At 70.5% G+C, this 25,196-nt stretch carries 21 protein-coding genes and 2 tRNA genes; 10 read left to right on the top strand and 13 right to left on the bottom strand.

The genetic code is table 11. From position 1 onward, the window contains the following. The first annotated feature begins 168 nt into the window (after nucleotides 1-168). Nucleotides 169-1,308, top strand: coding sequence for an IS30 family transposase (locus D473_RS0120150; RefSeq protein WP_193373303.1), 1,140 nt, complete (start codon nucleotides 169-171; stop codon nucleotides 1,306-1,308). Nucleotides 1,309-1,375: 67 nt separating this feature from the next. On the opposite strand, the gene D473_RS0120145 is transcribed toward D473_RS0120150, so the two are convergent. The 5 genes from D473_RS0120145 to D473_RS0120125 all read right to left on the bottom strand — a co-directional run bounded on the left by D473_RS0120145 (nucleotide 1,376) and on the right by D473_RS0120125 (nucleotide 5,369). Next, the gene (locus tag D473_RS0120145) at nucleotides 1,376-1,981 is read right to left on the bottom strand and encodes a septum formation family protein (RefSeq protein WP_017610851.1); all 606 of its coding nucleotides are present in this window, start codon (nucleotides 1,979-1,981) and stop codon (nucleotides 1,376-1,378) included. 733 nt (nucleotides 1,982-2,714) lie between these two features. Continuing rightward, nucleotides 2,715-2,787, bottom strand: a tRNA-Lys gene (locus tag D473_RS0120140). 155 nt (nucleotides 2,788-2,942) lie between these two features. Next, nucleotides 2,943-3,015 (bottom strand) — tRNA-Lys (locus D473_RS0120135). A gap of 103 nt (nucleotides 3,016-3,118) precedes the next feature. Continuing rightward, entirely contained in the window at nucleotides 3,119-3,304 is a 186-nt protein-coding gene (locus tag D473_RS0120130) for a hypothetical protein (protein WP_017610850.1), read from the bottom strand. Between the two features lie 136 nt (nucleotides 3,305-3,440). After that, a complete protein-coding gene (locus D473_RS0120125) occupies nucleotides 3,441-5,369 on the bottom strand; it encodes an AfsR/SARP family transcriptional regulator (RefSeq protein ID WP_017610849.1) in 1,929 nt (642 codons plus the stop codon). Nucleotides 5,370-5,570: 201 nt separating this feature from the next. Between D473_RS0120125 and D473_RS0120120 the strand changes: the two genes are divergently transcribed. After that, the gene (locus tag D473_RS0120120; protein WP_017610848.1) at nucleotides 5,571-6,530 is read left to right on the top strand and encodes a MurR/RpiR family transcriptional regulator; all 960 of its coding nucleotides are present in this window, start codon (nucleotides 5,571-5,573) and stop codon (nucleotides 6,528-6,530) included. Between the two features lie 12 nt (nucleotides 6,531-6,542). Continuing rightward, complete coding sequence (locus D473_RS0120115; protein WP_017610847.1) at nucleotides 6,543-7,541, top strand: N-acetylmuramic acid 6-phosphate etherase; 999 nt, start codon at nucleotides 6,543-6,545, stop codon at nucleotides 7,539-7,541. Nucleotides 7,542-7,758: 217 nt separating this feature from the next. Here D473_RS0120115 and D473_RS0120110 read toward each other — a convergent pair whose 3' ends face one another. Further along, the gene (locus tag D473_RS0120110) at nucleotides 7,759-9,375 is read right to left on the bottom strand and encodes a DUF885 family protein (protein ID WP_017610846.1); all 1,617 of its coding nucleotides are present in this window, start codon (nucleotides 9,373-9,375) and stop codon (nucleotides 7,759-7,761) included. 93 nt (nucleotides 9,376-9,468) lie between these two features. Here D473_RS0120110 and D473_RS0120105 point away from each other — a divergent pair, with 93 nt between their 5' ends. Continuing rightward, nucleotides 9,469-10,161, top strand: coding sequence for a SanA/YdcF family protein (locus tag D473_RS0120105; protein WP_033353710.1), 693 nt, complete (start codon nucleotides 9,469-9,471; stop codon nucleotides 10,159-10,161). Between the two features lie 176 nt (nucleotides 10,162-10,337). Here D473_RS0120105 and D473_RS0120100 read toward each other — a convergent pair whose 3' ends face one another. The 3 genes from D473_RS0120100 to D473_RS0120090 all read right to left on the bottom strand — a co-directional run bounded on the left by D473_RS0120100 (nucleotide 10,338) and on the right by D473_RS0120090 (nucleotide 13,204). After that, nucleotides 10,338-11,789: a hypothetical protein gene (locus tag D473_RS0120100; protein ID WP_017610844.1), complete on the bottom strand. Its 1,452-nt coding sequence runs from the start codon at nucleotides 11,787-11,789 to the stop codon at nucleotides 10,338-10,340. A gap of 162 nt (nucleotides 11,790-11,951) precedes the next feature. Beyond that, entirely contained in the window at nucleotides 11,952-12,551 is a 600-nt protein-coding gene (locus D473_RS0120095; RefSeq protein WP_017610843.1) for a SanA/YdcF family protein, read from the bottom strand. 56 nt (nucleotides 12,552-12,607) lie between these two features. Further along, the gene (locus D473_RS0120090; RefSeq protein ID WP_017610842.1) at nucleotides 12,608-13,204 is read right to left on the bottom strand and encodes a DUF1707 SHOCT-like domain-containing protein; all 597 of its coding nucleotides are present in this window, start codon (nucleotides 13,202-13,204) and stop codon (nucleotides 12,608-12,610) included. 709 nt (nucleotides 13,205-13,913) lie between these two features. Here D473_RS0120090 and D473_RS0120085 point away from each other — a divergent pair. Beyond that, the gene (locus tag D473_RS0120085) at nucleotides 13,914-15,674 is read left to right on the top strand and encodes a UvrD-helicase domain-containing protein (protein WP_017610841.1); all 1,761 of its coding nucleotides are present in this window, start codon (nucleotides 13,914-13,916) and stop codon (nucleotides 15,672-15,674) included. Nucleotides 15,675-15,772: 98 nt separating this feature from the next. Here D473_RS0120085 and D473_RS27505 read toward each other — a convergent pair whose 3' ends face one another. The 3 genes from D473_RS27505 to D473_RS0120070 are packed head-to-tail and all read right to left on the bottom strand — an operon-like array spanning nucleotide 15,773 to nucleotide 17,899. Further along, nucleotides 15,773-16,639 (bottom strand): hypothetical protein, encoded by an 867-nt coding sequence (locus D473_RS27505; RefSeq protein WP_017610840.1) that lies wholly within the window; start codon nucleotides 16,637-16,639, stop codon nucleotides 15,773-15,775. Next, a complete protein-coding gene (locus D473_RS0120075) occupies nucleotides 16,636-17,247 on the bottom strand; it encodes a DUF6114 domain-containing protein (protein WP_241474836.1) in 612 nt (203 codons plus the stop codon). The genes D473_RS27505 and D473_RS0120075 overlap by 4 nt, the downstream gene beginning before the upstream one ends. 4 nt (nucleotides 17,248-17,251) lie before the next feature. Then, a complete protein-coding gene (locus tag D473_RS0120070) occupies nucleotides 17,252-17,899 on the bottom strand; it encodes a DUF6230 family protein (RefSeq protein WP_017610838.1) in 648 nt (215 codons plus the stop codon). Nucleotides 17,900-18,119: 220 nt separating this feature from the next. Here D473_RS0120070 and D473_RS0120065 point away from each other — a divergent pair, with 220 nt between their 5' ends. Further along, nucleotides 18,120-19,976 carry a GMC oxidoreductase gene (locus D473_RS0120065; protein WP_017610837.1) on the top strand — a complete coding sequence of 619 codons (1,857 nt, stop codon included), beginning with the start codon at nucleotides 18,120-18,122 and terminating at the stop codon, nucleotides 19,974-19,976. A gap of 82 nt (nucleotides 19,977-20,058) precedes the next feature. Here D473_RS0120065 and D473_RS0120060 read toward each other — a convergent pair whose 3' ends face one another. Then, nucleotides 20,059-20,844 carry a MerR family transcriptional regulator gene (locus D473_RS0120060; protein ID WP_017610836.1) on the bottom strand — a complete coding sequence of 262 codons (786 nt, stop codon included), beginning with the start codon at nucleotides 20,842-20,844 and terminating at the stop codon, nucleotides 20,059-20,061. 367 nt (nucleotides 20,845-21,211) lie between these two features. Here D473_RS0120060 and D473_RS0120055 point away from each other — a divergent pair, with 367 nt between their 5' ends. From D473_RS0120055 to D473_RS0120040, 4 genes are all read left to right on the top strand, one after another. After that, on the top strand, nucleotides 21,212-22,066 hold the full coding sequence (locus D473_RS0120055) for an SDR family NAD(P)-dependent oxidoreductase (RefSeq protein ID WP_017610835.1): 855 nt from the start codon (nucleotides 21,212-21,214) through the stop codon (nucleotides 22,064-22,066). A 12-nt stretch (nucleotides 22,067-22,078) separates the two neighbouring features. Next, the gene (locus D473_RS0120050) at nucleotides 22,079-22,990 is read left to right on the top strand and encodes an AurF N-oxygenase family protein (RefSeq protein ID WP_017610834.1); all 912 of its coding nucleotides are present in this window, start codon (nucleotides 22,079-22,081) and stop codon (nucleotides 22,988-22,990) included. A gap of 300 nt (nucleotides 22,991-23,290) precedes the next feature. Continuing rightward, entirely contained in the window at nucleotides 23,291-24,805 is a 1,515-nt protein-coding gene (locus D473_RS0120045; RefSeq protein WP_017610833.1) for a flavin-containing monooxygenase, read from the top strand. A gap of 13 nt (nucleotides 24,806-24,818) precedes the next feature. Beyond that, a complete protein-coding gene (locus D473_RS0120040; RefSeq protein ID WP_017610832.1) occupies nucleotides 24,819-25,160 on the top strand; it encodes a DUF4873 domain-containing protein in 342 nt (113 codons plus the stop codon). Nucleotides 25,161-25,196: the final 36 nt, after the last annotated feature.

Here is a 25,196-nt window from a genome sequence, read left to right as displayed (position 1 = left end):
GCTTGGGTTCTAGTGGTCGTTGCAACACCCCACTTCTGAAGGGGTGCGGTGGACGACTTCGAGATCCGCGAGAACCGGAAACCACAGGGGCGCAGGAAGCTCCTCGCCGAGCGTGAGCGCTACCTTGCCCTGGTGGAACAGGGCTACAGCAACAAGCAGGCGAGCTGGATGGTGGGCGTCAACCCACGTACCGGACGGGAATGGCGCCACGGGCGTCCCGAGGGCCGAACGAAACGGCCGAGGTTGCGGGCCGAAGACGCGCCCGCAACCTCGGCCGGCACGCCTTACCAGCGCAGCATCGAGGCCCGAGGGGCCGGTCGCTACCTCGGCGAGGACGAGCGCGTCCACATCGCCGACCGGCTGCGTGAGAACGCCTCCCTACACACCATCGCTGCCGAGCTGGGCCGCGTTCCCTCCACCATCAGCCGAGAGATCCGCCGCAACCGCCATCCCGGCAACCACCAGTACCGCCCACACGCCGCCCAGGCCCGGGCACGAGCCCGCCGGCTCCGCCCGAAGAGTGGAAAAATCGGAGCCAACCCGCTCCTGCGCGAGGTGGTCCAGGGCTGGTTGGCCAGGAAGTGGAGTCCGGAGCAGATCAGCCACCAACTACGTCTGCGCTTCCCCGACTCCGCGGAGATGCACGTGAGCCACGAGACGATCTACCAGGCGCTCTACGTCCAGGGCCGCGGCGAGCTGCGCCGTGAACTCACCCGGGCACTGCGCACCGGCCGAGGCCTGCGCAAGCCACACCGCAGGCCGGACCAGCGCATACCGCGTTTCCCCCACCCCATGGCGATGATCAGCGAGCGTCCGCCCGAGGCCGCCGACCGAGCCGTTCCCGGCCACTGGGAAGGCGACCTCATCATCGGCAAGGACGGTGCGTCCGCGATCGGCACGCTGGTCGAACGCGCCAGCCGCTACGTGATGCTCGTCCACCTGCCCGGCAACCGCGACACCACCACCGTTCGCGACGCCCTGATCAGGACCGTCACCACTCTTCCCGAGCACCTGCGCAGGTCATTGGCCTGGGACCAAGGAGCGGAGATGGGACTCCATCACCAGTTCTCGACGGCCACCGGCATGCCGGTCTACTTCTGCGATCCCGCCAGCCCCTGGCAGAGGGGCTCCAACGAGAACACGAACGGCCTACTCAGGCAGTACTTCCCCAAGGGCACCAACCTGGCCGTTCACGGCCACGGGCACCTGGAGGAGGTCGCCGCCGAGCTGAACTCCCGCCCACGCAAAACGCTCGACTGGCAGACGCCAGCCGAGCGTTTGTCTAAGCTCCTGGCCGTGGCCAGTTGATCAGCTTGTGTTGCGACGACCCCTCGAATTCACCCAGGGCTCCGGGGGCATCCGCGGCCAGGAAATCCTAGAAGCGGGCGTTCTCCAGGGTCCCCTCGGTCTGGCCCGCCGGGTCGAGCACCAGGCACAGCGCCTCGCGGTCGTCGTGGTCCTCCCAGCCCTCGGCAGTCGGGAAGAGCGTGGTGTACTCCAGCGTGGAGCTCTCCCACTCGACACCCACGAAGTCCTCGAAAGCGTCGATGCAGGCCTCATCGGCCAACCCGGCGGCCTCTTCCTCGCCCGGGAAGGTGTCACCGCCGCTGAGGTCGGTGGCGTGGAAGACCTCGAAGTCGTGCGGCTCCCCGCAGTCGACCTTGGGCACCTCGGAGATGGTCTCGTCGGCGTTCGAGTCCATCTCGTTGAGGCAATCGCCGACGCGGAGGGAGACCACGTTCGTGTCCTCGGGGTCCACCTGCTCCGGCGTTTCCTCGGTCTCGATCGGTTCGGTGGTCTCCTCCTCGGCCGATTCTTCCTCGGTCGGTTCGGGGGAACCGGTCTCCTCCGTGTTGTCACCGCTCAGGGCCGGGGGCAACAGGGGCAGCTGGCCGCATGCCGAGAGGGACAGCGCGGCACCGGCTGCGAGGGTCCCGAGAGCGATGCGGCCGGCCAACGAACGGCGCGTTTCGGACAACATGGGCACTCCAGTGATTCGTTGTTCACATACCGGCCTCTCGACCGGTGACATTACAGATGCGCACACCTCGACGCCGGTTTCGAGCCGAGGCCGTGAGATACGGGCACGGACGGCTCCGGTCCGGACCCGGCACCACGACCGCGCAGGGCGGAAACGGGAACGGCTGCTCACACCCGGTCGGACCCCCGCGCCCTGCCGGCTGCCGCCGACCGTCCCGGCGGTCTCCGGTCAACAGAGGACCGCACGGACCTCGGCTGCCCGCTCGTTGACGGCCCGACGGTACGGGGGCGTTGGGGACCGAGGCCATGAATGCACTCCAGGGGTTTTCGAGGGGGATCCCGCATGAGCGGGAGAAGGCAGGATTCACTCACCGGACCCTGCGTGTCGATTCCGTTTTCCCGAACCGCGCCCCGTGCGCCGGGAACGCTCGGAGGCTCACTCTTCGTGCCTGGCCACAGCTGCGCGGTTCCCACAGCGAGTATCTCTCGCCCGCCACAGGGAAAGGACGCAAGAACGGTGACAGCGGTTTCATCGGAGCCACGTTGTTTTCCCGTTCCACGCCGCCGGGGAGGCATCCGTTCGGTGACGCCCTCTCCGAGGTGAGATGCGGGGGCAGGCGTTCCGGTTCCCACGAATACGCACGCCCCGGGCCGAACCGGAAGTAGACGGCCGCACGGCGGTACACACACGACGAAGGCCCTGGTCCGCAGACCAGGGCCTTCGTTCAGTCCTGTGCGTCATCAAGGACTCGAACCTTGGACCCGCTGATTAAGAGTCAGCTGCTCTGCCAACTGAGCTAATGACGCGTGTTGTCGTAAGGCCGGGCTCTCGCCCCTGCCTTCTGTCTCTCACTGTACCGGAACCTCGACGCGCTCCGAATCGTGTACGAACCGATGTGAGAGACTTCACCGGCTTCGGCGCAAGCGTGACCCCGGCTCCTCGGCCGGGGCCACTCTGCCCGTGCGTCATCAAGGACTCGAACCTTGGACCCGCTGATTAAGAGTCAGCTGCTCTGCCAACTGAGCTAATGACGCCCGCCGCTTCTTCGGTCGGACCGGCCTTTTCGGTCGGTCTCCCTGGCGACGTCGTCAACTCTAGCAGGAGCGCGGGACTGCCGCGAATCGATGCTTGGCGGTCCTAGGCGAAGGCCAGGACCAGCGCGACGACGATGCCGATGACGAGCACGCCTCCCACACCGGCCAGGACCAGCGGCAGGATCGGGCGGCGGGCGGACTCCTCCGGCTCCGGGTTCTCGTCGACGAACCGGCGGAAGTGCTGGGTGGTGCCCGCCGGGTCAGGGTTGGGTTCGTTGTTCTGTGCCATGGACCTGAGACTAGCGACTCACATGAGCGATGAGGACCCCTCCAAGAAGATCTGACCGATTTGACAACACCCTTTGGCCCACGGCCCCGGCTCCGGGGCCCGCGCTCGCCCCGGAGCCCCTTCCTCGGTACCCACGTCATCCAGGTGAAAGCCGGACGTAAGACGTATCCCCCACACTCTGGCCAGGCGAGCCGGGGGCGGCCGGTACTTCCCCGCGGTCGCGACGGCCCGCCACGGGCCCGGCGTTCATGACGGAGGCCATTCGGGCCACCGGGGTACGAGCCCGCGCCGGGTCCACCCCCTCCACCACACGCACCAGATCGGAGACCGTGTGTCCGGGGTGGGTCCGCAGCCATGCCGCCGCCATGCGCAGAACCAGAGGGAGACCGCCGCAGACCCGCGCCAGAGTGTGCAGCTCCGGCCCGGGCTCGCGGCCCAGGAGGGTCGCGAGCAGGCGTGCTGCATCACCGGTGCCGAGGGGGCCGACCTCCACGGCCCGGACCCCGTCGCGCACCAGGAGGTCGGTGAGCCAGGACCGGCTGACCACCACGGTCGCGCAGCCGGAGCCGGGCAGCAGCGGACGGACCTGGTCCCCGGAGCGTGCGTGGTCCAGCAGCACCAGGACCCGCCGGCCGGCGAGTGCCCCACGGATCCGGGCCGCGCCCTCCTCCGTGTCGCGGGGCGGACGGTCGGCGGTCCCGGGATCGATGACACTCAGGAGTCGGCGCTGCACATCGGCCGGCCGGCGCGGGGCACCCTCGGCATCGCACAGGTCGACGTAGAGCTGGCCGTCAGGGAAGGCGTCGAGGACCGAGTGCGCCCAGTGCAGGGCGAGCGCGCTCGCGTCGCTTCCCACGGGACCGCGCAGGAGGACGGGGCGGGGACGGTCGCCGTAGGGGTCGGCGAGCCGTTCGAGTTCGATCAGGGTGGCATTGCGTCCGACCACCGGCCCGGGGGCCGCGGGGAGCACGGACAGGGCCCGTGTCGTGGACCGCGGCTCCGGGAGGTGCGGCGTGGTCCGCCCGGGCGTGGGCCCGTGCGTGTGGGCTCGCGCGCACACCTGCGAGCACTCGGTCTCAGCAGCCGGCCACGGCGCGGCTCCACACCCGCACCTGGGCGCGGGGGCCGGTGTGGACACGAGAGGCAAGCAGACTTCAGGGTCCCGCGGGTGGGGGACGGCGGACCTCCGATGCGTGTGGGAGGCAGGTGCCCCGGAGCCCGCTCCCGCGGGGGCGGGGTCCTCGGGACCGGCGTCCACGGCCCTCCGCCCGATCCGGGCTCCCCCGTGTCCGTGGTCGTCCAGCAGCACCGCCCGGTAGAGCGAACACAGATCGTCCCCGGGCTCGGCACCCCGCCGCTCGGCGAGCGCCGCGCGGGTCCGCTCGTACACACGCAGGGCCTCGCTCCGCCGTCCGCAGCGGTGGAGCGCCGCCATCCGCATCCGGGCCAGGGGTTCACGTTCGGGATGGTCGGCGGTGATGTCGCGGGTCCGTACGGCCACCTGTTCGTTCTCACCACGGGCCAGGGCGGCAGCGCATCCTTCCTCGGCCGCGTCCAGGAGTTCCTCGGTGAGCGGGGCGACCTCCTCCTCCTGCAGCGTGCGCCCGGGCACGTCCACCAGGACCGGCCCGCGCCACAGCTCCAGGGAACGGGCGTAGAGATCGATACATGCGCGGTGATCGCCTTCCCGTCCGGCGTCGCGGGCGGCGCTCACCAGGGCACGCAGCCGCAACAGGTCGCATTCCTCTTCCCGGAGCTCGACCCGGTAGCCGCCGTCCTCGCCCAGCACGAACGGTGAACCGAGGTTCTCGGTGAAGAGCGCACGCAAGCGTGCCACGTGCACCTGGAGGGCGCCCCGCCGGTCCTTGCCCTCGGTGGCCCGGCCCCACATACGGTCGGCGAGAACCTCGGCAGACACGGTGCGGCCCGCGTGCAACAGCAGGGTAGCGAGCAATGCACGGCGTTTGTTCCCGCGCAGCAACAGGGGTCGTCCCCCTGCCTCGACGGTGAGACGGCCCAGCAGCCCCACGCGTACCTGCGGCTCGGCCCGGCCGCCCAGCGACACTCCGCATCCCCCCTGCACGGCGCTCGCGGACGCATCCGCACCGCCTCTCGGCGCCTTCCGGGACCAGCGTGCCCGGTGAGCTGGGGCCACGCAACGCATCGGGGCACTTGCCGCACGGGTCCGCACTTGGAATCCTGGATTCTCCCGATTTTTCCCCCCACCGCGTTGACTCTGCACCACGACCGAAAGAAACTTTCCTCCATGGCGCAAATTCCGAAACCGACCGGCGAGCACGAGGAGGCCTCGCAGGTCTCCTCGTCCCCGGTGCCCACGACGGTCCTGCGGATCCGTTCCCTGCTTCCGTCGCTGGCGCCCGCCGAGCGCCGTGTCGCGCAGCGCATCGTCGACGACCCCGAACGGGCCGCAGCCTCATCCATCACCCAACTCGCCAAGGACTGCGCCACCTCCGAGGCCACCGTCATCCGCTTCTGCCGCACGATCGACTTCAGCGGATACCGCGAGCTGCGCCTGGCTCTGGCCACCGAGGCCGGGCAGGTGCGCGGGGCACGGTCCTCCACGGCGGAGCCCTCCAGCGACATCAACCCCGACGACACCCTCGCCTCGGTCGTGCACAAGATCGCCTACACCGACGCCAAGGCCGTGGAGGAGACCGGTGCCGCCCTCGACGTCGAGGAACTACGTGCGGTCATCGACGCCATGGCGGGCGCGCGGCGCGTGGACGTGTACGGGGTGGGAGCGAGCGCGTTCGTGGGGGCCGACCTGCAGCAGAAGCTGCACCGGATCGGATTGGCCTCGTTCGCGTGGTCGGACGCGCACGTGATGCTCACGAGCGCCGCGGTGCTGGGCGGGGACGACGTGGCGATCGGCATCTCCCACAGCGGCGTGACCCTCGACACCGTGCAGGCGTTGACAGAAGCGGGGCGGCGCGGCGCGAGAACCGTGGCGATCACCAATTTTCCGCGCTCGCCCATCGGGGCCGCCGACCACGTCCTGACCACTGCGGCCCGCGAGACCACGTTCCGTTCGGGGGCCACCGCGAGTCGGCTGGCGCAGCTGACGGTGGTGGACTGCCTGTTCGTCGGGCTCGCCCAGATCCGCTACGCAGACAGCCGCACCGCCCTGGAGACGACCTATGAGGCGGTCCGCGGACTCCGGATGAACGACGACCGCAGACGCCGCCGCGGCGGCACGGCAGAGTAAGGGAGAACCCGGGTGCGGACCGAACAGGAGAGGGCTGTGGACGAGGGCTACATCCCGTCACGGAACGGGGACGAAACAGCGGCCGAGAGCGAGGCCGTCATCGTGCGCGCGCCCACCGAGGAGCGCAACTCGGGCACCTACGACATCGACCTGCTCCCGGCGTCGGGGATCCTGCGCGAGATCAACGCCGAGGACACGACCGTCCCGCCTGCGGTGGGCGCGGTCCTGCCGGAGCTGGCGCAGGCCGTGGAACTGGGGGTGGCGGCTCTGGAGAGCGGTGCCGCCATCCACTACTTCGGCGCCGGGACCTCGGGCCGGATCGCGACCCAGGACGCGGCGGAGCTGCCACCGACCTACGGGGTGCCTCCCGAGTGGGTGGTGGCCCACCACGCCGGCGGGAACGACGCCGTCCAGCGTGCCGTGGAGGGTGTGGAGGACGACTGGGAGAGCGGGCGCGTGGACGCCGCCGGGGTCGAGGCCGGGGCCTTGGTGGTCGGACTGGCCGCAAGCGGGCGCACACCATACGTGGGCGGGGCCTTCGAGGCGGCGCGGGAGCGTTCTGCCCGGACGGTACTCATCAGCGCCAACCCGGACGCGCCCCTGGCCGAGGGGGTGGACGTGCACGTGGGAATGTCGACGGGCGCGGAGGTCATCGCCGGTTCCACACGTATGAAGGCCGGGAGCGCGCAGAAGCTGGCGCTGAACTCGTTCTCCACCGCGGTCATGGTGCGGATGGGGCGTACGTTCTCGAACCTGATGGTCGGTGTGGACGCCACGAACGGCAAGCTGCGCGGCCGCGTCGTGACGATCCTGACCCAGGCCACGGGGCTCGGAGAGGACGAGTGTGCCCGCGCCCTGACCGCCGCGGACGGTGACACCCGTACCGCCCTGGTGTCGCTGTTGGCCGAGGTGGACGCGGTCCGCGCCGCGCAGGAGCTGGACCGCGCGCAGGGGCGCGTGCGCGCGGCCCTGTCGTCGCTCGGTGTTTCGGGGCAGGAGCCACACGCCTGACCCGTACCCCCGTTGCGCACGGCGCGGCGCACGCCGCGCCGTGCGCCCCACGCCGCATCGGAGGGGTCGGCGCCACGTGAGGGGCCGAGCGGCCGGGGCTCTTGTGGCCGAGGAGATCCAGCGCCGTGCACGGCCCCGGGTCCCAGCCCCCACATGGCTGAGTACCCCGTTTCCTGTGGCCGGGGAGGACCCCGGTGCGGAGTTGCGGGTGCCTGGGTCAGCCGCGCTGGACGGCGGTGTCGAGCAGGCCGATGGGGGGCGACCCCAGGGCGAGCAGGGCCCGGTGGAAGCGCGCGAGGGAAAACCCCTCCCCCCATGCACGGCGGGCGCGCTCGCGCGCGGCGAGGATCTCGAGCTTGCCCCATGTGTACCGGCCGTAGGTGGGGTCGAAGGTGGCACGGCGGGCCTCGGAGAGGGCCGCGGGCCCGCGCAACGGGGTGTCCGCCTCGAAGCGCACGGCACCCTCGGCGACGTTCGCGCCGCCGGTGTGCATGGCGATGGCCACCGACAGGCGGGTGACCCGGATCAGAGCCTCCACGTAGACGCCGATCTCGTAGTGGGTCGGGGTCCAGTCGTGCCCGTGGAGGAAATCGGCCCCGGCCACGCGCTCGGCGGCGTAGGCACCGAAGCCCTCCTCCAGGAGCATCTCCTCGGCGTAGTGCGCCCACCCCTCGGCGAAGGTCATCGAGTGCAGCGCGGCACGCACAGGGCTCTTCAGGGCCCCCATGGACCGCCAGTGCGAGAAGTGCCCCGGCGCGACCTCGTGCACGCTGACCGCGGGAAGGGTCGTGTGGCTGAACATTTCGAGCCAGTCGGCGCTCTCCTGCGGCGACCAGGAGGGCTGCGGCGGGGTGATGTAGTAGTACGACGGGGTGTCGCCCTCCCAGGGCCCGCCCCCGGCCATCATCGCGGTGGCCCAGCGCTGGGACTCGGGGGACGCCTCGACCCGGCACTCCCCGGTGTCGTCGGGCACCAGGCCGCGTTCGGCGGTGAAGTCGCGGGCCAGGCGGGTCCAGTGGCGGGCGGCCTCCAGTACCCGGTCGGCGGAGGGAGCGCGTGCGGTGAGTTCGCGGGTGACCTCCATGGGATCGCGCCCCGGCGCCAGGCGTGCGGTCGCCGCGGCCAGGCCTTCGAGCAGGCGGTCGCGTTCCTCGTCGGCGCGGCGGGCGAGCACCGACAGGTCCACGTGGGCGGCCTCCGGGACCCCCATGAGCCGGGAGAGCCGGTCCGCTCCCAGGGCGGCCTCCACAGGTCCTTCCTCGGCGGCCTTGCGCACGTGGGCGACCAGCCGTGCGTGCGCGGCCAGGGCGGTCTCCCGTTCGCGGGCGGGCAGGTACGCGGGGACGTCGGCGCCCACACCCTCGACCGCACCCATGAGGGAACGCGCGACGGGGGCGGGCACCCGGTCCAGGGACCGGAGCGCGTTGTCGACCAGCCGCGGCCACTGGCGCACGTGCTGGGCCCGGGCACGGTCGCGTTGCTCACGCGGGGCGTACTCGCGGTCGTAGCCGGACAGGTCCATCTCCGACACGTGCGGGAGCGGGTTGGACCGGTACTCCTCCAGCTCGAGGTTGCTCAGGCGCAGCCCGTTCTCGAAAGCGGTGGCGTGGGCCTCGTCGTAGGTGTCGTCGTAGGTGCGGGCGGTCTCGGTGTCGAGGCGGCCCATCCCGGCTGCGATCCCCTCGGGCGAGAGGTCGGCGACGGTCCCGTCGTACTCGTGCATCCCGGCCATCTCCCGCATGGTTCCGGGGACGAGGTCGGTCAGGGCGCGCAGCCGTGGCGGAAGGGCATCGGTCTGCCGGGGCGCGGGGGATCTCGGTGACTTGTGAGGCATGCGGGCGAGACTAGCCGTGCGTGGAACGCGCTCGCAGCATGATTGCCGGTTCCGGCCAGGAACCTCTCCCCCGCCCCGCTCGTCCACCCGGGTGTGACCGATCCGGAGCCTTCTGCCCGCCGTCCTGCCCGCGCCCGCCTGCTGCTGTGCACCGCCGCGGCCGTGTGTGCCGCCGTCGCCGTGCTGTGCGTCCTCGCGTTCACCCGGCAGTTGTACACCACGGCCGAGTACCGCCACACCGTCGCGGACGTGCCGGACCGCTCCGTCGCTGTGGTTCTGGGCGCGGGGGTGCGTTCGGACGGCCTCCCCAGCCGGATGCTCTCCCACCGCCTCGACATGGCCGTGGAACTCTACGGGGAGGGGAGCGTCGAGGTCGTGCTGGTCAGCGGCGACAACGGGGAGGAGCACTACAACGAGACCGACACCATGGCCGCGTACCTGGTCGACGCGGGTGTGCCCGAGGAGCACGTGGTCGGCGACCACGCGGGTTTCTCCACGTGGGACACCTGCGCGCGGGCGGCGGAGGTCTTCGGGGTGCAGGAGGCCGCAGTCGTCTCGCAGGACTTCCACGTGCCGCGCGCGGTGGAGCTGTGCCGGGCCGCCGGGATCGACGCGGTGGGTGTGGGTGAGTCCCTGTTCGACGAGCGCGGCACCGCCACGGTCCACGGCTGGGTGCGGGAGGTCCCCGCCGCCCTGGACGCGGCGGTGACGACCTGGTCCGCCCCGGATCCGACGTTGCTCGGCGAGCGGGAGACCGGCGTGGACGACGCCCTCGCCGACCGCTGACCCCTCCCCCGGCGGCGGCCCGGGCGCCGACGCTCACCAGGGGTGCTGTGGAGCCTCGTGGCGGCCGGTAATGCTCTCACGAGCGCCAACAGCGGGTGTTGGTGCCGCAAGGAGCACTACCGGCCGCGGGGCCGGGGGCCGGCTGCCGCACAGCGCCGCTGTCCACCGGAACCGGCTCAGCGGCCCCCGCCGAACAGTCGTCCGAGCAGCCCCTGGGGCCGCTCGGACGCGGCGGGCCGGGCCTGCGGGGCGGGGTCGGGCTCCTCGGCCGGCTCCTCCGGCTCGGGTTCCACTCCCACCAGGGCGCAGTAGTCCTCGGCGTCGTCAGGCAGCGCCCAGGCCCGCAGGGTCGCGCGCAACTCCTCGTCCTGCCAGGCGGAGGCGGGCAGCTCGGCGATGCTCCACAGGACCTTGAGGGTCTCCTCGTCGTACTCGGCGCTCGCGTGCTCCTCGGTCGTGTGCTCCTTGGAGCGCGGGCCCAGGACGAGCTCCAGGCCCACCCCGGTGACGAGCGCGCGCGACTCCTCCTCGCCCTTGATGAGCCCGGGGAGGATGTCCAGCCGCAGACGGCGGGCGCGTTCTCCGGCCCGGCCCAGGGCGAGGAAGCCCAGCACCTGCGGGGAACGGTTCCCGCAATGCGGCCACGACTCGTTGAAGAGCCCTTCGTAGCCCATGTTGGTGCCTCCGCCGCGGCCGATACGGCGCAGCGCCTCGCGCGGGGTGTTCTCTCCGTGCGTGAGCACCATGGCGACCGAGGCGGCGTAGGAGTTGTACAGGTTGCCGCCGGCCATCTGATGGGTGAGGCCGATGCCGGTGTCGATGTCGGCGGGGTCGGCGAGAAGACCCAGGGCGAACAGTTCTGCGGGCAGGGGCTCGCCGCTGTCCATGGCCTGGTTCATGGCTTCGCGGAAGCTGGTGGGCTGCTGCGGGGCCGGACGCAGGTCCTTGGCCAGGAGCATGTGGGAGGCGCCGGTGATCTCGGAGACGATGCGCTCGGACTCCGAGGGCAGGAAGCCCAGTACGTAGCTCACCCATTCGCCGGCGCGGTCCATGCCGCCGCGGTTGGCGCCGTTCTTGAGCAGTTCGACGAGGTCGGGCACGCGGGCGCACACGGCGAGGTAGGTGTCGAGCTCGGCCTGGAGCAGTGCGGCGCCGTCGTCGCTCTCCATGACGGCGAGCCGGTTGCGCATGCGCTGGTGGTGCTGCTCGTCGGGTGCCTCCTGGGCCCATTCGCGGTACTGCTCGCGGACCTTGTCGGCGTCGTTGGCGGTGGCCCAGGCGACCTCGTCACGCCACTGGTCGAGGTCGCGGGTCGCGGGGAAGCGGTCCTCGGCGTGCGCGCTGACCAGTTCGAGCAGCAGGCTCAGGGGACGGTAGCGGTCGGTGGCCGGGGTGGTTTCGGCGCAGGCGAGGTCGACGAGGAAATCGACGGCCTTGGGCGCGGCCAAGTGCCCTGGCGCGGGGAAGTGGATGATGTCGTGGAGCTCGGAGACGGCTGTGTCGCTGCCCGCGAGCTGGTCGATCAGCTCGGGGATGCGTGCTCCGCCCTCGGGTGCCAGGGAGACCCAGTCCACGTCGTGTGCCCCGCTGGGGAGGTCGTTGGCGTCGTTTCCGGTGGTGGCGTTCATGGTCCCGATTATCCCGTCTCGGGCGCAGGCTGCGAACCGGGCGCGGGCTCCTCTCGGGTCCGGCCGCCGGGCGGCGGCCCCTCGGGCTTCGGGGAGGAGGCGTGTACCGGGTGAGGAGTCTTCTCAGACGCGTGCGCGATGTTGCCGTTCCGGACCCGGTCCTCAGACCTCGGTGCGGGCGGGCGCGGGCCGCAGCAGGGCGTCACGCAGGGCCTTGACCGAGGCGCCGGCCTCGCGTGCGTAGCCGATCACGGTGGAGCGGCGCCGGGCGCCCATGCTCCGGTCCCCGACCCCGACGGCGTCGATGCCTGCGGCACGGGCCAGAGCGAGGGTGCGCGGCAGGTGGAAGGCCTGGGTGACCATGACCGCCTCGCGCACCCCGTAGAGGTCGCGTACGCGCACGCACGTGTCCCAGGTGCGGTAGCCGTACCGGTCGGCCTCGACGCGGTCGGCGGGGATCCCGTGGTCGACGAGGTAGGCGGTCATGGTGTCGGTCTCCCGGAGCGAGGTCTCGCGGTTGTCCCCGGAGACGATGATGCGTTCGACCTGCCCGGCCCTGTACAGGGCCACGGCCAGATCGAGGCGCCGGGCCAGGAGCGGTGAGGGGCCCTCGGGCCAGGCAGCGGCGCCGAGGACGACGGCGGCGGGGCGGCCCGGAACACCGTCGACGGGATGGATACGGCCCAGGGCGGCCGATCGGATCCACGCCAGGGGGAGGAGGGCGCAGACCACTGCAGCGCCGACCGCGATCCAGGCTCCCACGGGGCCGCCTTTCGGTTCGGGGCACGCGGGGCGTGCCGTGAGGAGAGGGGGCGGGGTCAGCCGCCGAAGATGCCGAGGAATCCGGAGGAGCGCTTGTAGCGCACCGTGAGGCTTCCGCCCTTGGCCTCGCCGGTGACGACGAAGTGGGGAACACCCTGTTTGCGGATGGTGTCGACCTGGCTCTTGAGGGAGCCGAACCAGGAGGAGTCGACGTCGATGTGGGCGGTGGCCCCCTCGGGCAGGATGATGCTGCCGCTGCCACCGGTGACGTCGATCCAGATCTCGGTGACCGGGGAGGTCAGGCGGGCCTCGCGCAGATCGAGTTTGCAGGCACCCCACCGGGCATGGGCCTCGACGCGGGCGGGGACCTCCCAAGTGCCCTTGCGCACGGTGGTCTCGCCCTTGGCGTTGATGACCAGTGCGTCACCGGACTGCTCGGAGACGGAGGCTGCACCCGCGGCGGGGTTCTGGGCGAGGTCGGAGCCGTGGGCGGACGGCAGGTCGGCGACGACGGGTTCCAGGTCGGCGTAGACCTGGGAGGAGTAGGTGCGCTCCAGGCGGTCGTCGAGCTCGTCGAGGGTGATACGGCCCTCGGCCGCAGCTTCGCGCAGGGCCTCGGCAACCTGGTCACGGTCGGCGTCGGAGACTCGCATGCGACTGTTGTCCTGGGGGGCCACTGTGCTCGGCTGTCCTCTCGGTCCCGCGTTCTGTCCCCTTCAGCCTAGAACACGCGGGGCCAAAGCCGGAAACTCTGCCCGTACCGCCGCTTTGGGCCGACTGCACCGCGGGTACCGCTTCTCTGCAGTGCTTTACCGGCCGAGAGAGCGCGGCTGAGGACTCTGCCGGGGTAGGACGGACCCCGGCAGGGCCCTGAGCCTGGCGGGTCGGGCACATGAACCCTCGGGCCAACGATCGCGCAGCGACCCCCTTCCAGCACAGTGCGTGTCCGGTTGTGGCCACGGGGTGAGAACTTCGCGCCGATCCCGTACACCCTTTTCGGTCATCCCGTATCAGCGCCCCTCCGCCACGCCCCCTTCTTCCCTTGCTTCGCACGCCACCGGCGCATGAACCCCCTGCATCGCCTGGTTTCGGATACGCCATAACACCGGATTCGGCCCCTGCCTCTCATCGCAAAACCGCAGGTCGCGCGAGCCCCCTTCACAGACCCCGGCGAGACCCTCGAACACAGCTACGGAAGACCCCTCTTGACCTGCAAATACAATGGAGGGACGAGCCTTCCGGAAGATGCCGCCGAAGTCCTTTCTCGCAGCGTTTGCCGGAAATCGGCCACGAGCACGATGAGCAGTGAAGACGCGAGGTCACACACCTCGCTCCCAGGTCGACGACCGGAGGAAAACACACGTGTCCGCCCTCGCGATCGCCCCGGCGTTCCTCAGCGACTTCAACCACCTGGACCCGAGCGTCCAGCTCGGCACTCTGTCCGTGATGCGCGCCTACAGCTCCGGGCAGACCCCGGAGACGGAACCCGTCCCCGGCGCCGCCGACCCCGGTGTGCGGGTCGTCGGCATCGCCCCCGACTGGTCCGGTGTCGTCGTGCCCGACCACGACGACCACTACCGGCTGCTCACCGTGCTCCCGCACGCGCAGGCGCTCGAGTTCGCCCGCGGCGTGCGCACCGAACCCCTCGACCCCGAGCCGGCCGGCCTCGTCCCCACCGGCCCGCCCGAGCTCTCCGACGCCTTGTCGGCCCCTTTCGACCAGTGGCGGATCACGCTCCACCCTGACCAGCGCCGTCTCACCGAGGCCCACTACAAGGGTTCCGCACAGGTCACCGGGGGCCCCGGCACCGGGAAGAGCGTCATCGCCCTGCACCGCGCCGCCCATCTGGCCTCGCGCGATGCGGCCGCACACCCCGAACGGGTGCGCGAGTCGGTGCTGCTCACCACCTACACCCGCACGCTGGCCCAGACCATGTCCGACCGCCTCGACCAGCTCCTGCCCGACCCCGGCACCCGCGCCCGCGTGCGGGTGTCCACCATCGACGCGGTGGCGCACTCGGTGGTGCGATCGCACACACCGACCGCTCCGCAGATGGCCGACCGCGACGAGCTCGCCCAGCGCTGGCGGTCGGCGGCCCTGGCCGACGGCCTGCCCTTCTCCGGGCGTTTCCTCGTCGACGAGTGGGAACAGGTCCTGCTCGCACAGGACCTGCGTTCCCTGCCCGACTACATCCGGTGCGAGCGCAGCGGCCGGGTGCAGCACCTGGCGCCCGAGCACCGCCGTCAGGTGTGGGAAACGGTGCGCCGCTACGTGGGCGCCCTGAAGGTCGAGGACGTGTGGACGTCCCCGCAGCTGGCAGCGGATGCCGCACACGTCCTGGACCGCGGAGAGCCGCTCTTCCGCCACGTGGTGGTCCAGGAGTCCCAGGACCTGCACCCGGCCCAGTGGCGGATGCTGCGCGCGGCCGTGCCCGAGGGCCCCGATGACCTGTTCGTGGTCGGTGACCCGCACCAGCGGATGTCCGACAACCGGGTCTCCCTCGCCTCGCTGGGCATCAACGTGCGCGGACGCGGGCACCGGCTGCGCGTCGGCCACCGGCTCACCCAGGAGATCCTCGACTGGGCGATGCCGATCCTGGGCCACCGCTCCGTCCCCGGCACGGAGGGCGAGGCCCCGGACGGTCACCGGTCGGTGCTGCACGGCCCCTCGCCGGTGACGCGCGAGTGCGCCGATCCGCGCGAGGAGGTGCGGGCCCTGGGCAACCGGGTGCGTGCGTGGCTGGCGGCGGGGGTGAGCCCCGACGCGATCGCGGTCGCCGGCCGCAACCAGTGGGTGGTGCGCAAGATCGCCAAGGAACTGGAGGCCCGCGGGATGCCGACCGTGTCCCTGGAGACCTCCGACCGGGCCGATGCGGTGCGAGTGGGCACCATGCACGGGCTCAAGGGCCTGGAGTTCCGGTGTGTGGCGCTGGTGGGCATCAGCGATCACCTGCTGCCGCCCAAGGCCGCCATCGAAGCGGCCGAGGGCGACCAGGTGGCCCTGGAGCAGGTGGTGCAGCAGGAGCGGATGCTGCTGTTCGTGGCCTGCACCCGGGCCCGTGATGCCCTGTACGTCTCCCATGTGGGCAACCCGAGCCGGTTGGTGGAACCGCAGGCCGACTGATCTGCCGAGGACCCTCCGTCCCGGCACACGAGGGGGCGCCACCGCGTGCGGTGGCGCCCCCTGCGTTCTTCCGGTTCAGGCCGTGTCGGGGGCCTCCCCTACCGGTCCGGGTCGAACCGGGCGTTGAGGCCCGGGATGGTCATGGTGTCGGTCGCGGTGAGGGGCTCCCTGACATCGACGTCGGTGACGATCATGATCGGCAGGAGCAGGGGCGGCGGGAAGTCCGGGGTGAAGGTGAGCGGGATCCCCAGGAGAGACACGTTCATCTCGGTGACGTGCAGGATCACTTCGCCGTCCATGGACAGTTCCGGAAGGTCCAGGGACATCCGGGTCCCGGAGTCCTCGAACCAGAGCTCGCCGTTGACGAGGTCGGCCGTGTCCATGGTGAGTCTGATGTAGCGCTGGGGACCTTCACCGGTGGGGCACTCCACCACACCGTCGTAACTGGCACCGGTCATGGTGAGCCGGTCGGCGGTCAGCCCCGAGGTCCTGGTCGAACCGGTGAAGCAGTCGTCCTGTTCGTCGACCGGGACGTCGGGCAGGGTGCCTTCCTCCTCCGCGTCCTGGCAGGCCTCGACCGCCTCCAGGAACTCCTCCTCGTCCTCGACGAGGCCCTGCTCGCCCACGCGGTACTCGCACTCGGCGGCGCCGTCCTCGCCGACCTCCTCATCCTGGCCGTCCTCCTCCCCGTCCTCCTCTTCTTCCTCACCCTCGTCGGGGTCCTCCTCCTCTTCCCCGTCGTCGCCGGGGTCGGTTTCGGGTTCGGACTCCTCCTCGGAGGGGTCCTCGGCGCCGTCCGAGGGCTCCTCCGAGGGTTGTTCCTCCTCGCTCTGCTCCTCCTCGTCATCGGGCAGGAGCCAGTCCCAGAAGGAGCTGGGCCCGGGCGCGGAGGCCAGGGTGACCACCAGCGCCAAGGGCAGTGCCGCCGCCGCGAGAGGGCGGGTCCGTGTGATGGGGCGTCTCACGTTCGCCTCCGGGTGCCGGCCGGGCGAGCGCGCTTCGGTGAGCGCTCGCCCTCGTCGGCGGGCGGGGCTTTCCCGGTGCGGGTTCCGGGGTTCTCGTCACCGCCGGAGAGGTCATCGCCGTCGGGCCCGGTGCCCTCACCCGGCCGCGCCTCCTCGCCGGGGCCGGCTCCGTCGCTGCCGTCCGCCCTCTTGCCCCGGTGGCGCCTCTCGGTGCGCTGTTTCCGGGCCTCGGGGCCCCAGGCGAAGACGAGTCCCCCGCCCACGATCCCGAGCAGCATCCCGATGACGAAACCGCCGAAGTTGGAGGTCACGAAGGACACCAGCGCAAGCATGATGCCGACCATCCCGAAGAAGGAGTTCTGGGCCGGTTGGAACCAGCTCAAGGCCCCGATCCCGATCAGGAGCACTCCGATGAGGTGGCCGGAGATCCCGGCGACACCGGCGTAGATGATCAGGTCGATGGGCAGGATCAGGCTCTGCGCGGCCGGGGCCGCCAGGAGCTCGATACCGGCCGCCGCGAGGAGCGCTCCGCCCCAGAACGGACGGCGGCGCCGCCAGTGCCGGAACCGGGCGCGGCCCGCGCGCAGCTTGGTCATTGCTTGGGACATGGCGTCAGAAGCATTCGTTGTTTCCGGGCTGGATGGAGAGCCCGAGACCGGACAAGCGCAGGGTTCCAGCTGTGACGGCCCACGAGGTCAGTTCCATATCGGACACGGTGATCGTGTCGGACTGCAGCCCGAAACCTCCGGCCGGCCCTTGGGATCCGTCGGCCTTGTCCAGGGTGCTGGCGTCGCGGCCGATCTCGATCTCGCTGAACTCGGCGTCACCCCGGAGCTGCTCGATGTCGATGACCATCGAGGAGCCCTCGACGGGGCTGTTCTCACCAGCGGTGATGACCAGTGTGGCCTCACCGATGGGCAGGTCCCACAGCGAGGACATGCACAGGTTGTCGAGCTCGGTGCTGTTGACCGTGGAGAGGCCGATGGGGCGGGAGGTGCCGTCGACCGATTCGGCCACATCCCCGTACTGGGAGAAGCCTTCACCGCGGAGCTGGTCGGCGGACATCTTGAAGCTGTCGCCGGAGACCGCGAATGAGGACGCGAGCAGCCCCTGGGTGGTCATACCACCGAGGACGGCGGCCGCCACGAACCCGGGAACAGCCACGAGCGCGAACCGGCGCCACCGGGTGCCGCCACCGCTCTCGGACTGCTCAGGCACGTCCTGAGACGCCCCGGGCGTCTCGTCGGAAGCCTTGGCCATGGAGTACCTCCAGAAATCCACCGCCCGGAGGGCGGACGGTGGGGGGGAGCGAAACTTGCGCCGAAGCACGCCTCGCGTGTTACGTGGAACACGCCTTACTCGGCAGTAGTGAGGGAGATTACAATATGAATTGTCACATTTCCAGATGGCATATTCAATGTTGCGGACTCGTGTCCGGCGCACCACGAGCCGACCGCAACTGATCAGGAGAGAAGAGCTCGTGTCCTCAGACGCCCAGCACACTCCATCCGCTCAGCACACAGAGGCCGACGACCGCTTCGACTACGACGTGCTCGTCGTGGGTTCGGGTTTCGGGGGTTCGGTCAGCGCCCTGCGCCTCACCGAGAAGGGCTACCGCGTCGGAGTTCTGGAGGCCGGCCGCCGGTTCACCCCAGAGACTCTGCCGTCCTCGTCCTGGGACGTGAAGAACTTCCTGTGGGCGCCCCAGGCCGGCATGTACGGCATCCAACGCATCCATCTGCTGCGCGACGTGATGATCCTGGCCGGGGCCGGGGTCGGCGGCGGCTCCCTCAACTACGCGAACACGCTCTACCACCCCATGGACGCGTTCTTCGAGGACTCCCAGTGGAGCCACATCACCGACTGGAAATCAGAACTGGCGCCCTTCTACGACCAGGCCCGCCGCATGCTGGGCGTGCGCACCAACCCCACCGTCACCCCCTCCGACAAGCACCTGCGCGCCGTCGCCGACGAGATGGGCGTGGGCGACACCTTCCGGCTGACCCCCGTGGGCGTGTGTTTCGGTGACGGCGAGGACGGCGAGGGCCACAGCGCGGCACCCGGCGAGTCCGTGGGCGACCCCTACTTCGGCGGCGCGGGCCCCGACCGCAAGGCCTGCACCGAGTGCGGGGAGTGCATGACCGGCTGCCGCCACGGCGCCAAGAACACCCTCACCGAGAACTACCTCTACTTCGCCGAGCGCGACGGCGCCCGCATCCACCCGCTGACCAGCGTCGAGCGCATCCGCGAGCGCCCCGAGGCCCAGGACGGCGGCTACGCGGTCGACACCCTCCGGACCGACAAACCCCGCCGCCGCAAGCACGCGGGTACCTTCACCGCCCGCCAGGTCGTCGTGGCCGCGGGAACCTACAACACCCAGGCGCTGCTGCACCGCATGCGCGACCAGAAGCTGCTGCCGCGGCTCTCCCAGAAACTGGGCACCCTCACCCGCACCAACTCCGAGGCGCTCGTGGGGGCCATGAGCCGCCACGTACCCTGGCACGAGGACCTCACCCACGGTGTGGCGATCACGTCCTCGATCCACCCCGACGAGAGCACCCACATCGAGCCGGTGCGCTACGGCAAGGGCTCCAACGCCATGGGCCTCCTGACCGCTATGCAGGTACCCGGCGGCGGAGTGGTCCCGCGCTGGCTGCGTTTCGTGGGCCACGCGTTGCGCCGGCCCCACGTCTTCGTGCGCAGCTTCTCCAATCGACGGTGGTCGGAGCGCACCATCATCGGCCTGGTGATGCAGTCGCTGGACAACTCACTGACCACCTCGGTCCGGCGCGGTCTCTTCGGCGGCCGCAAGAAGCTCACCTCCCGCCAAGGACACGGCGAGCCCAACCCCACGTGGATCCCCGAGGGGCAGGAGGCCGCCTCCAAGCTGGCCGACCGTATCGACGGGCACGCCGGCGGCACCATCGGCGACGTCTTCAACATCCCGATGACGGCACACTTCCTGGGCGGATGCCCCATCGGCGACAGCGCCGAGAGCGGGGTCATCGATCCCTACCACCGGCTCTACGGGCACCCGGGCGTGCACGTGGTCGACGGTTCGGCGGTGACCGCGAACCTGGGGGTGAACCCGTCGCTGACGATCACCGCCCAGGCCGAACGCGCGATGTCGCTGTGGCCCAACAAGGGCGAGGAGGACCTCCGGCCGCAGCAGGGCGAGGGGTACGAGCGTCTGAAACCGATCCATCCGCACGACCCGTCCGTGCCGCGGGGTGCGTTCGCCGAACTGCGCCACACGCCGTCGCTGCCGTTGACGGTGGTCGGGCCGGAGGAGGACGGCAGGACCGGGGACCGGGACGAGGGTTCCGGCACGGGTTGAGGGTCCCGACCCACCGGCGCGGCCGGGCCCGGCCGGGGCGTCTCGGCCGGGCCTCGGAGGGACCGGCAACAGCGCGGCGGACTCAAGAAGTACCCACGGCGCTCTCCCCGCCGCGGCTGCCGGCCGAGCCGTCGTACAGTTCCTCCATGTCCTGGGCGAACTGTTCGCCCAGGACATCGTTGAGGTGTTCGGCCATGGCCTGGGCCAGGACGGCGTCGACGGCCTGCTGGGCGAGGGGACGCACGTGGCGGATGAGCCCGCTGACCTCGGCGATCTCTTCGCTCTCCATACCCGTGATGGAGGGGTGCTCGGAGACGATGTGGTCGGCGACGCGGCGAACCATGTGTTCGGCGACGTCGCCGATCTTCTCGCGCAGGTTCTCCGCGATGTCGAGGACCGAGTCCACGGTCATGCCGTGCTTGACGAGCTCGCTGCCGGCGTTCAGCAAGCGGGGGCTGGGCACACGGAACCGCAGGCCGTCGCGTTCGATCACCCTGAGGTCCAGGGCCCGCTTCACCGTCCGCGGAGTGACGCCCTTGCCGAAGAGGCCTCTGAGGTCGTTGAGGGTGAGGTAGTCGGCGATCTCGTCGCTCCAGGCGTCGCCGACCGCGGACTCGAACCCGAGGATGTCGGAGAGGTCGCCGCCGCGCTCCCAGACCTCGAACATCTCCCCGATGTTGGCGAAGGTGTAGCCGCGTCGCAGGAGCTGGCCGATGAGGCGCAGTCGGGCCAGATGCGCCTCGGAGTAGAGCCCCACGCGTCCTTCCCGCCGGGGTGGGGCGAGGAGGCCACGGTCCTGGTAGACCCGGACGTTGCGCACGGTGGTGTCGGCGAGCCGGGCGAGTTCGTCAATGCGGTATTCGGCCATGGGTCAAGACTAGGGACCTCCGCCGAGGTTACTCCTCGGTAAGTGACCGGCCCCGCAGCCCACCGCACCGACGCAACAGCCGTTGTAACGTTCGGAGAACGACTCGTGCACGGGGCCACACCCCCACGAGGCGCAGGCCACGCGGCCCGCGTCCCCACATCCCCCGTGAGACCCCGCGCGGCCGCCCGGCACGCACAGAGCACAGCACCCCGACCGAAGCCGGCCGCCCGAGGCGGCTGCGTCGAAACGCCTGGCACACACGCGTGATCCGCACAGAACCTACTCGCCGGTAAAAATCCGACGACGTCCCATTGCAACGTGACAATGCTCGTTGTAATGTTCCGGCAATGACTGTGGAGGAGATCACATGACGACCCCCTTGCCGCCCCACCTGCGCCGTCTGCCGGGCCTCAACGCCATCGTCACCGGTGCCTCCGGCGCCTTCGGCAGCGCCACCGTGGACGTCCTCCGGCACCTCGGCGTGAACGTGGTCGGCATCGACCACAAGCCCGGTCCAGGCGTCATCGGGTGCGACGTCACCGACCAGACCCAGGTGGGCGAAGCCGTCACCGAGGCCGTCGAACAGCTCGGCGGCCGGCTCGACCTGCTGATCAACTACGCCGGGGTCGGCCCCTCCGTGGACATCGGCCACATGCCCGACGCGCACGCCCGCCAGGCCATCGAGGTCAACCTGCTCGGCACCTGGCGCGTCACCGCCGCCGCCCTGCCCGCGCTGCTGCAGAGCCGGGGCCGGGTCGTGGTCACCGCGTCGCTGCTGGCCAACCTCCAGCTCCCCCTCGCCGGCGCCTACGTCGTCTCCAAGCGGGCGGTCACCGCCTACTCCGACATGCTCCGCGCCGAGTACGGCACCCACATCGGCGTCACCACCGTCTTCCCCGGCTACGTCGACACGCCCATCCACGACAGCTCCCGAGCCACCGGGGCCTCCCTGGACGGCCTCGTCCCCGCCGAACAGAAACGCGACACCGTCATGGCCGTCGTCCGTGCCGCGGGCGCCGCACGCGCCCCCCGCGACGTGGCCTCGACCGCTCTGGGAACCGCGGCCCTGCACCTGACTCGGCATTTCCCCGTCACCACCGAGAACATCGTCGCCCTGCAGATGCACCTGCTCCTCAACGACGGAACCTTCTCCGACGCGGAGATCGCACAGGGCCTCCACACACGCCACGGCACCCCGGCCGCCCAGCAGAACGCCTCCTGAGGAGGGACGGAAATGACCGCAGAGATCACGGCCAGACCCAAGACCACCGACCGCGAGGACATCGCCAAACGCCTCTTGCGCGGCTCAGCCAAGGCCTCCTACGATCCGCTGATCGAGATCGACTGGGACGCACCCGTCGACCCCGACATGTGGGGCATCCGCCCCGAGCGCGTCTCGCTGTACGGAACCCACCTGTGGGACCGGCTCACCGAGGAGCAGCGCAAGGAACTCTCCCGCCTGGAAGTGGCCTCCATCGCCACCATCGGCATCTGGTTCGAGACCATCCTCATGCAGATGCTGGTGCGGCACGCCTACCACAACGACCCCTCGACCCAGCACGTCCAGTACGCGTACACCGAGATCGCCGACGAGTGCCGCCACACGGTGATGTTCGCGAAGATGGTCGACAAGCTCGGCTGGCACACCCACCGGATCGACCCGGTCGCCTTCCAGCTGGGCCGCCTCTTCAAGACGATCGCGCACGGTCCGCTCATCTTCGCCGGCGCCCTGTTCGTCGAGGAGGTCCTGGACCAGTTCCAGCGCGAGGCGATGCCGGACGAACAGATCCTGCCCCTGGTGCGCTCGGTCGCCCGCATCCACGTGATCGAAGAAGCCCGCCACATGCGCTACGCCCGCGAGGAGTTCCACCGCGACTGGCAGGCGCGCGGCCCGATCGACAAGGCCTACAGCAAGATCGTGCTCGGCCTGATCACCTACTACTCCGCCACGCGGCTCATCAACCCCAAGGTCTACGAGCAGGTCGGGCTCGACCCCAAGGAGGCCTACGAGGCCGCCAAGAAGAACCCGCACTGGATCGGGACCAAGACCTGGGCGGCCCGCAAGGTCGTGGCCACCCTCAACACCGCCGACGCCATCACCGGCCTCGGCAAGTACTTCTGGAAGAAGGCCGGCCTCCTCGGCTAGGACCTGTCCGGTGGATGCCTTCCGTCGCGGCAGGTAACCGGTGTCCGCCGAACAGGCCCTGGGCCGCACCCACAGACTCCACCTCCGGAAAGTGACCGCGCCGCACCTTCCGGGGGTGGGCCCGCTCCCCGGGGACGTACGCGCCACGTTCCCGGGGGCACGCCCCCGGACGGAGGCGAAACGCGCCACGCCTTTCGTCCGGGGACCCTCCCCCCGGGGGCGAAACGCGCCACGTCCCCGGGGCCACACACCTGCCGACCCGAGGCAGCACCGGGCCGGTTCGCACGAAGGGACCTGAACATGACCGAAGCACCCCCTCATCACCGGGTGGCCGTCATCGGCTCCGGTTTCGCCGGGATCGGGATGGCGGTCCGGCTCAAACAGGCCGGCCTCGACGACTTCGTCGTCCTGGAACGCGCGAACGAGCTCGGCGGCACCTGGCGCGACAACGACTATCCGGGTGCGGCCTGCGACGTTCCCTCGCACCTGTACTCCTGGTCCTTCGCCCTCAACCCGACCTGGAGCCGCACCTTCTCCCGCCGGTCCGAGATCTGGGACTACATGAAACGCGTGGCCGGCGAGTACGAGATCCCGAAGCACGTGTACTTCGACCACGACGTGAAATCGGCGCACTGGGAACCCGAGCACAACCGCTGGCGCATCGAGACCGAGCACGGCACCCTCACCGCGCAGTTCCTCGTCACCGGCGCGGGTCCCCTCGCCGACCCCTCGATCCCCGACATCAAGGGCATCGACACCTTCGAGGGCACCATGTTCCACTCCGCCCGGTGGGACCACGACCACGACCTGACCGGGCGCAAGGTCGCCGTCATCGGCACGGGCGCCTCCGCGATCCAGTTCGTGCCCGAGATCCAGCCGAGGGTCGGCGAGCTCAAGCTCTTCCAGCGCACGGCCCCCTGGGTGATGTACCGCCACGACCGCGACATCACCGGGCTCGAACGCTGGCTCTACCAGAACATCCCCGGCGCCCAGCAGGTCGCGCGCAAGAGCATCTACTGGGGCCGCGAGAGCTACATCTTCGGTTTCGCCAAGAACCCCAAGCTCCTCAAGATCGTGGAGGCGCTCGGGCGCTCCAATCTCAACCGCAGCGTCGACGACCCCGAGCTGCGGGCCAAGCTCACCCCCAGCTTCCGCGCCGGCTGCAAGCGCATCCTGATGTCCAACGACTACTATCCCGCGCTGGCCCGGCCCAACGTGGACGTGGTCACCGACGGCATCGTCGAAGTGCGCGCCAACTCCGTGGTCACCCGGGACCCCTCGGGTGAGGAGACCGAGCACGAGGTCGACACGATCATCCTCGGCACCGGGTTCCACGTCACCGACCCGCCCGTGGCCGAGCGGATGTTCAACGACGACGGGCGCTCGCTGTCCGAGCACTGGGGCGACGACGTGCAGGCCTACCGCGGGACCACGGTCGCCGGATTCCCCAACGCCTTCGTGCTCGCCGGCCCCAACACCGGCCTGGGGCACACGTCCCAGGTCTTCATGATCGAAGCGCAGATCCGCTACACGATGCAGGCCCTCAAGTACCTGTGCCGCAACGGTCTGGACCGGCTCGACGTGCGCCCCGAGGCCCAGCGCCGCTACAACGACATGCTCGCCAGGAACACGGAGGGCACGGTCTGGGTCTCCGGTGGCTGCGACAGCTGGTACCTGAACGAGCAGGGCCGCAACACCACCCTGTGGCCCACCTTCACCTGGAGCTTCGCGCTGCGCACCCGGTGGTTCGATCCCCACAACTACGACCTCAGGGTGGACCGTTCCCGTACCCGCCGCGCACGCGCCGCGGCCTGAGAAAGGACACAGCTTGAGCGGCTTCGACGACGGTGAAGAGGAGTACCGGGGCGTCGCCACGGTCGTCCTGTCCCAGGGAGAACAGGACGGGACGGCCGGGACCGCCGACGTCCGCGCCCACATCGCGGGCCACTTCTCGCCCCTCACCGGGGACTACCGCTGGAAGGGACGGCTGTCCGCCAGCGACGAGGTCACCGCGGCCTACGAGAACGGGGTGCGCGAGGTCCTGGTCCGTACCCCGGGTGGACACGAGGGCGCGGGAACCCTCGACGCGCCCAACCTGTGGGGCGGCCACCCCGTGAGCGGCGCCGGCACACCGCCCTTCGCGGTCCCCGAGGTCGAACTCGACGACTGACCAGGCCCCTCGAACGTCCCCCGGGCCACGCGCCGG

Origin of the sequence: Nocardiopsis xinjiangensis YIM 90004, assembly GCF_000341145.1 — a bacterium.
Lineage (GTDB): Bacteria > Actinomycetota > Actinomycetes > Streptosporangiales > Streptosporangiaceae > Nocardiopsis > Nocardiopsis xinjiangensis.
The sequence above is the reverse complement of the archived record's forward strand: the minus strand, read 5'-3'. Positions and strand labels throughout refer to the sequence as shown.

What these genes read in the sequence shown, in the direction of transcription:
- D473_RS0120150 (WP_193373303.1), top strand. Translation starts at nt 169, where the DNA reads ATGGTGGGCGTCAACCCACGTACCGGACGGGAATGGCGCCACGGGCGT.
- D473_RS0120145 (WP_017610851.1), bottom strand. Translation starts at nt 1,981, where the DNA reads ATGTTGTCCGAAACGCGCCGTTCGTTGGCCGGCCGCATCGCTCTCGGG.
- D473_RS0120130 (WP_017610850.1), bottom strand. Translation starts at nt 3,304, where the DNA reads ATGGCACAGAACAACGAACCCAACCCTGACCCGGCGGGCACCACCCAG.
- D473_RS0120120 (WP_017610848.1), top strand. Translation starts at nt 5,571, where the DNA reads ATGGCGCAAATTCCGAAACCGACCGGCGAGCACGAGGAGGCCTCGCAG.
- D473_RS0120110 (WP_017610846.1), bottom strand. Translation starts at nt 9,375, where the DNA reads ATGCCTCACAAGTCACCGAGATCCCCCGCGCCCCGGCAGACCGATGCC.
- D473_RS0120100 (WP_017610844.1), bottom strand. Translation starts at nt 11,789, where the DNA reads ATGAACGCCACCACCGGAAACGACGCCAACGACCTCCCCAGCGGGGCA.
- D473_RS0120090 (WP_017610842.1), bottom strand. Translation starts at nt 13,204, where the DNA reads ATGCGAGTCTCCGACGCCGACCGTGACCAGGTTGCCGAGGCCCTGCGC.
- D473_RS0120075 (WP_241474836.1), bottom strand. Translation starts at nt 17,247, where the DNA reads ATGTCCCAAGCAATGACCAAGCTGCGCGCGGGCCGCGCCCGGTTCCGG.
- D473_RS0120070 (WP_017610838.1), bottom strand. Translation starts at nt 17,899, where the DNA reads ATGGCCAAGGCTTCCGACGAGACGCCCGGGGCGTCTCAGGACGTGCCT.
- D473_RS0120060 (WP_017610836.1), bottom strand. Translation starts at nt 20,844, where the DNA reads ATGGCCGAATACCGCATTGACGAACTCGCCCGGCTCGCCGACACCACC.
- D473_RS0120055 (WP_017610835.1), top strand. Translation starts at nt 21,212, where the DNA reads ATGACGACCCCCTTGCCGCCCCACCTGCGCCGTCTGCCGGGCCTCAAC.
- D473_RS0120050 (WP_017610834.1), top strand. Translation starts at nt 22,079, where the DNA reads ATGACCGCAGAGATCACGGCCAGACCCAAGACCACCGACCGCGAGGAC.
- D473_RS0120045 (WP_017610833.1), top strand. Translation starts at nt 23,291, where the DNA reads ATGACCGAAGCACCCCCTCATCACCGGGTGGCCGTCATCGGCTCCGGT.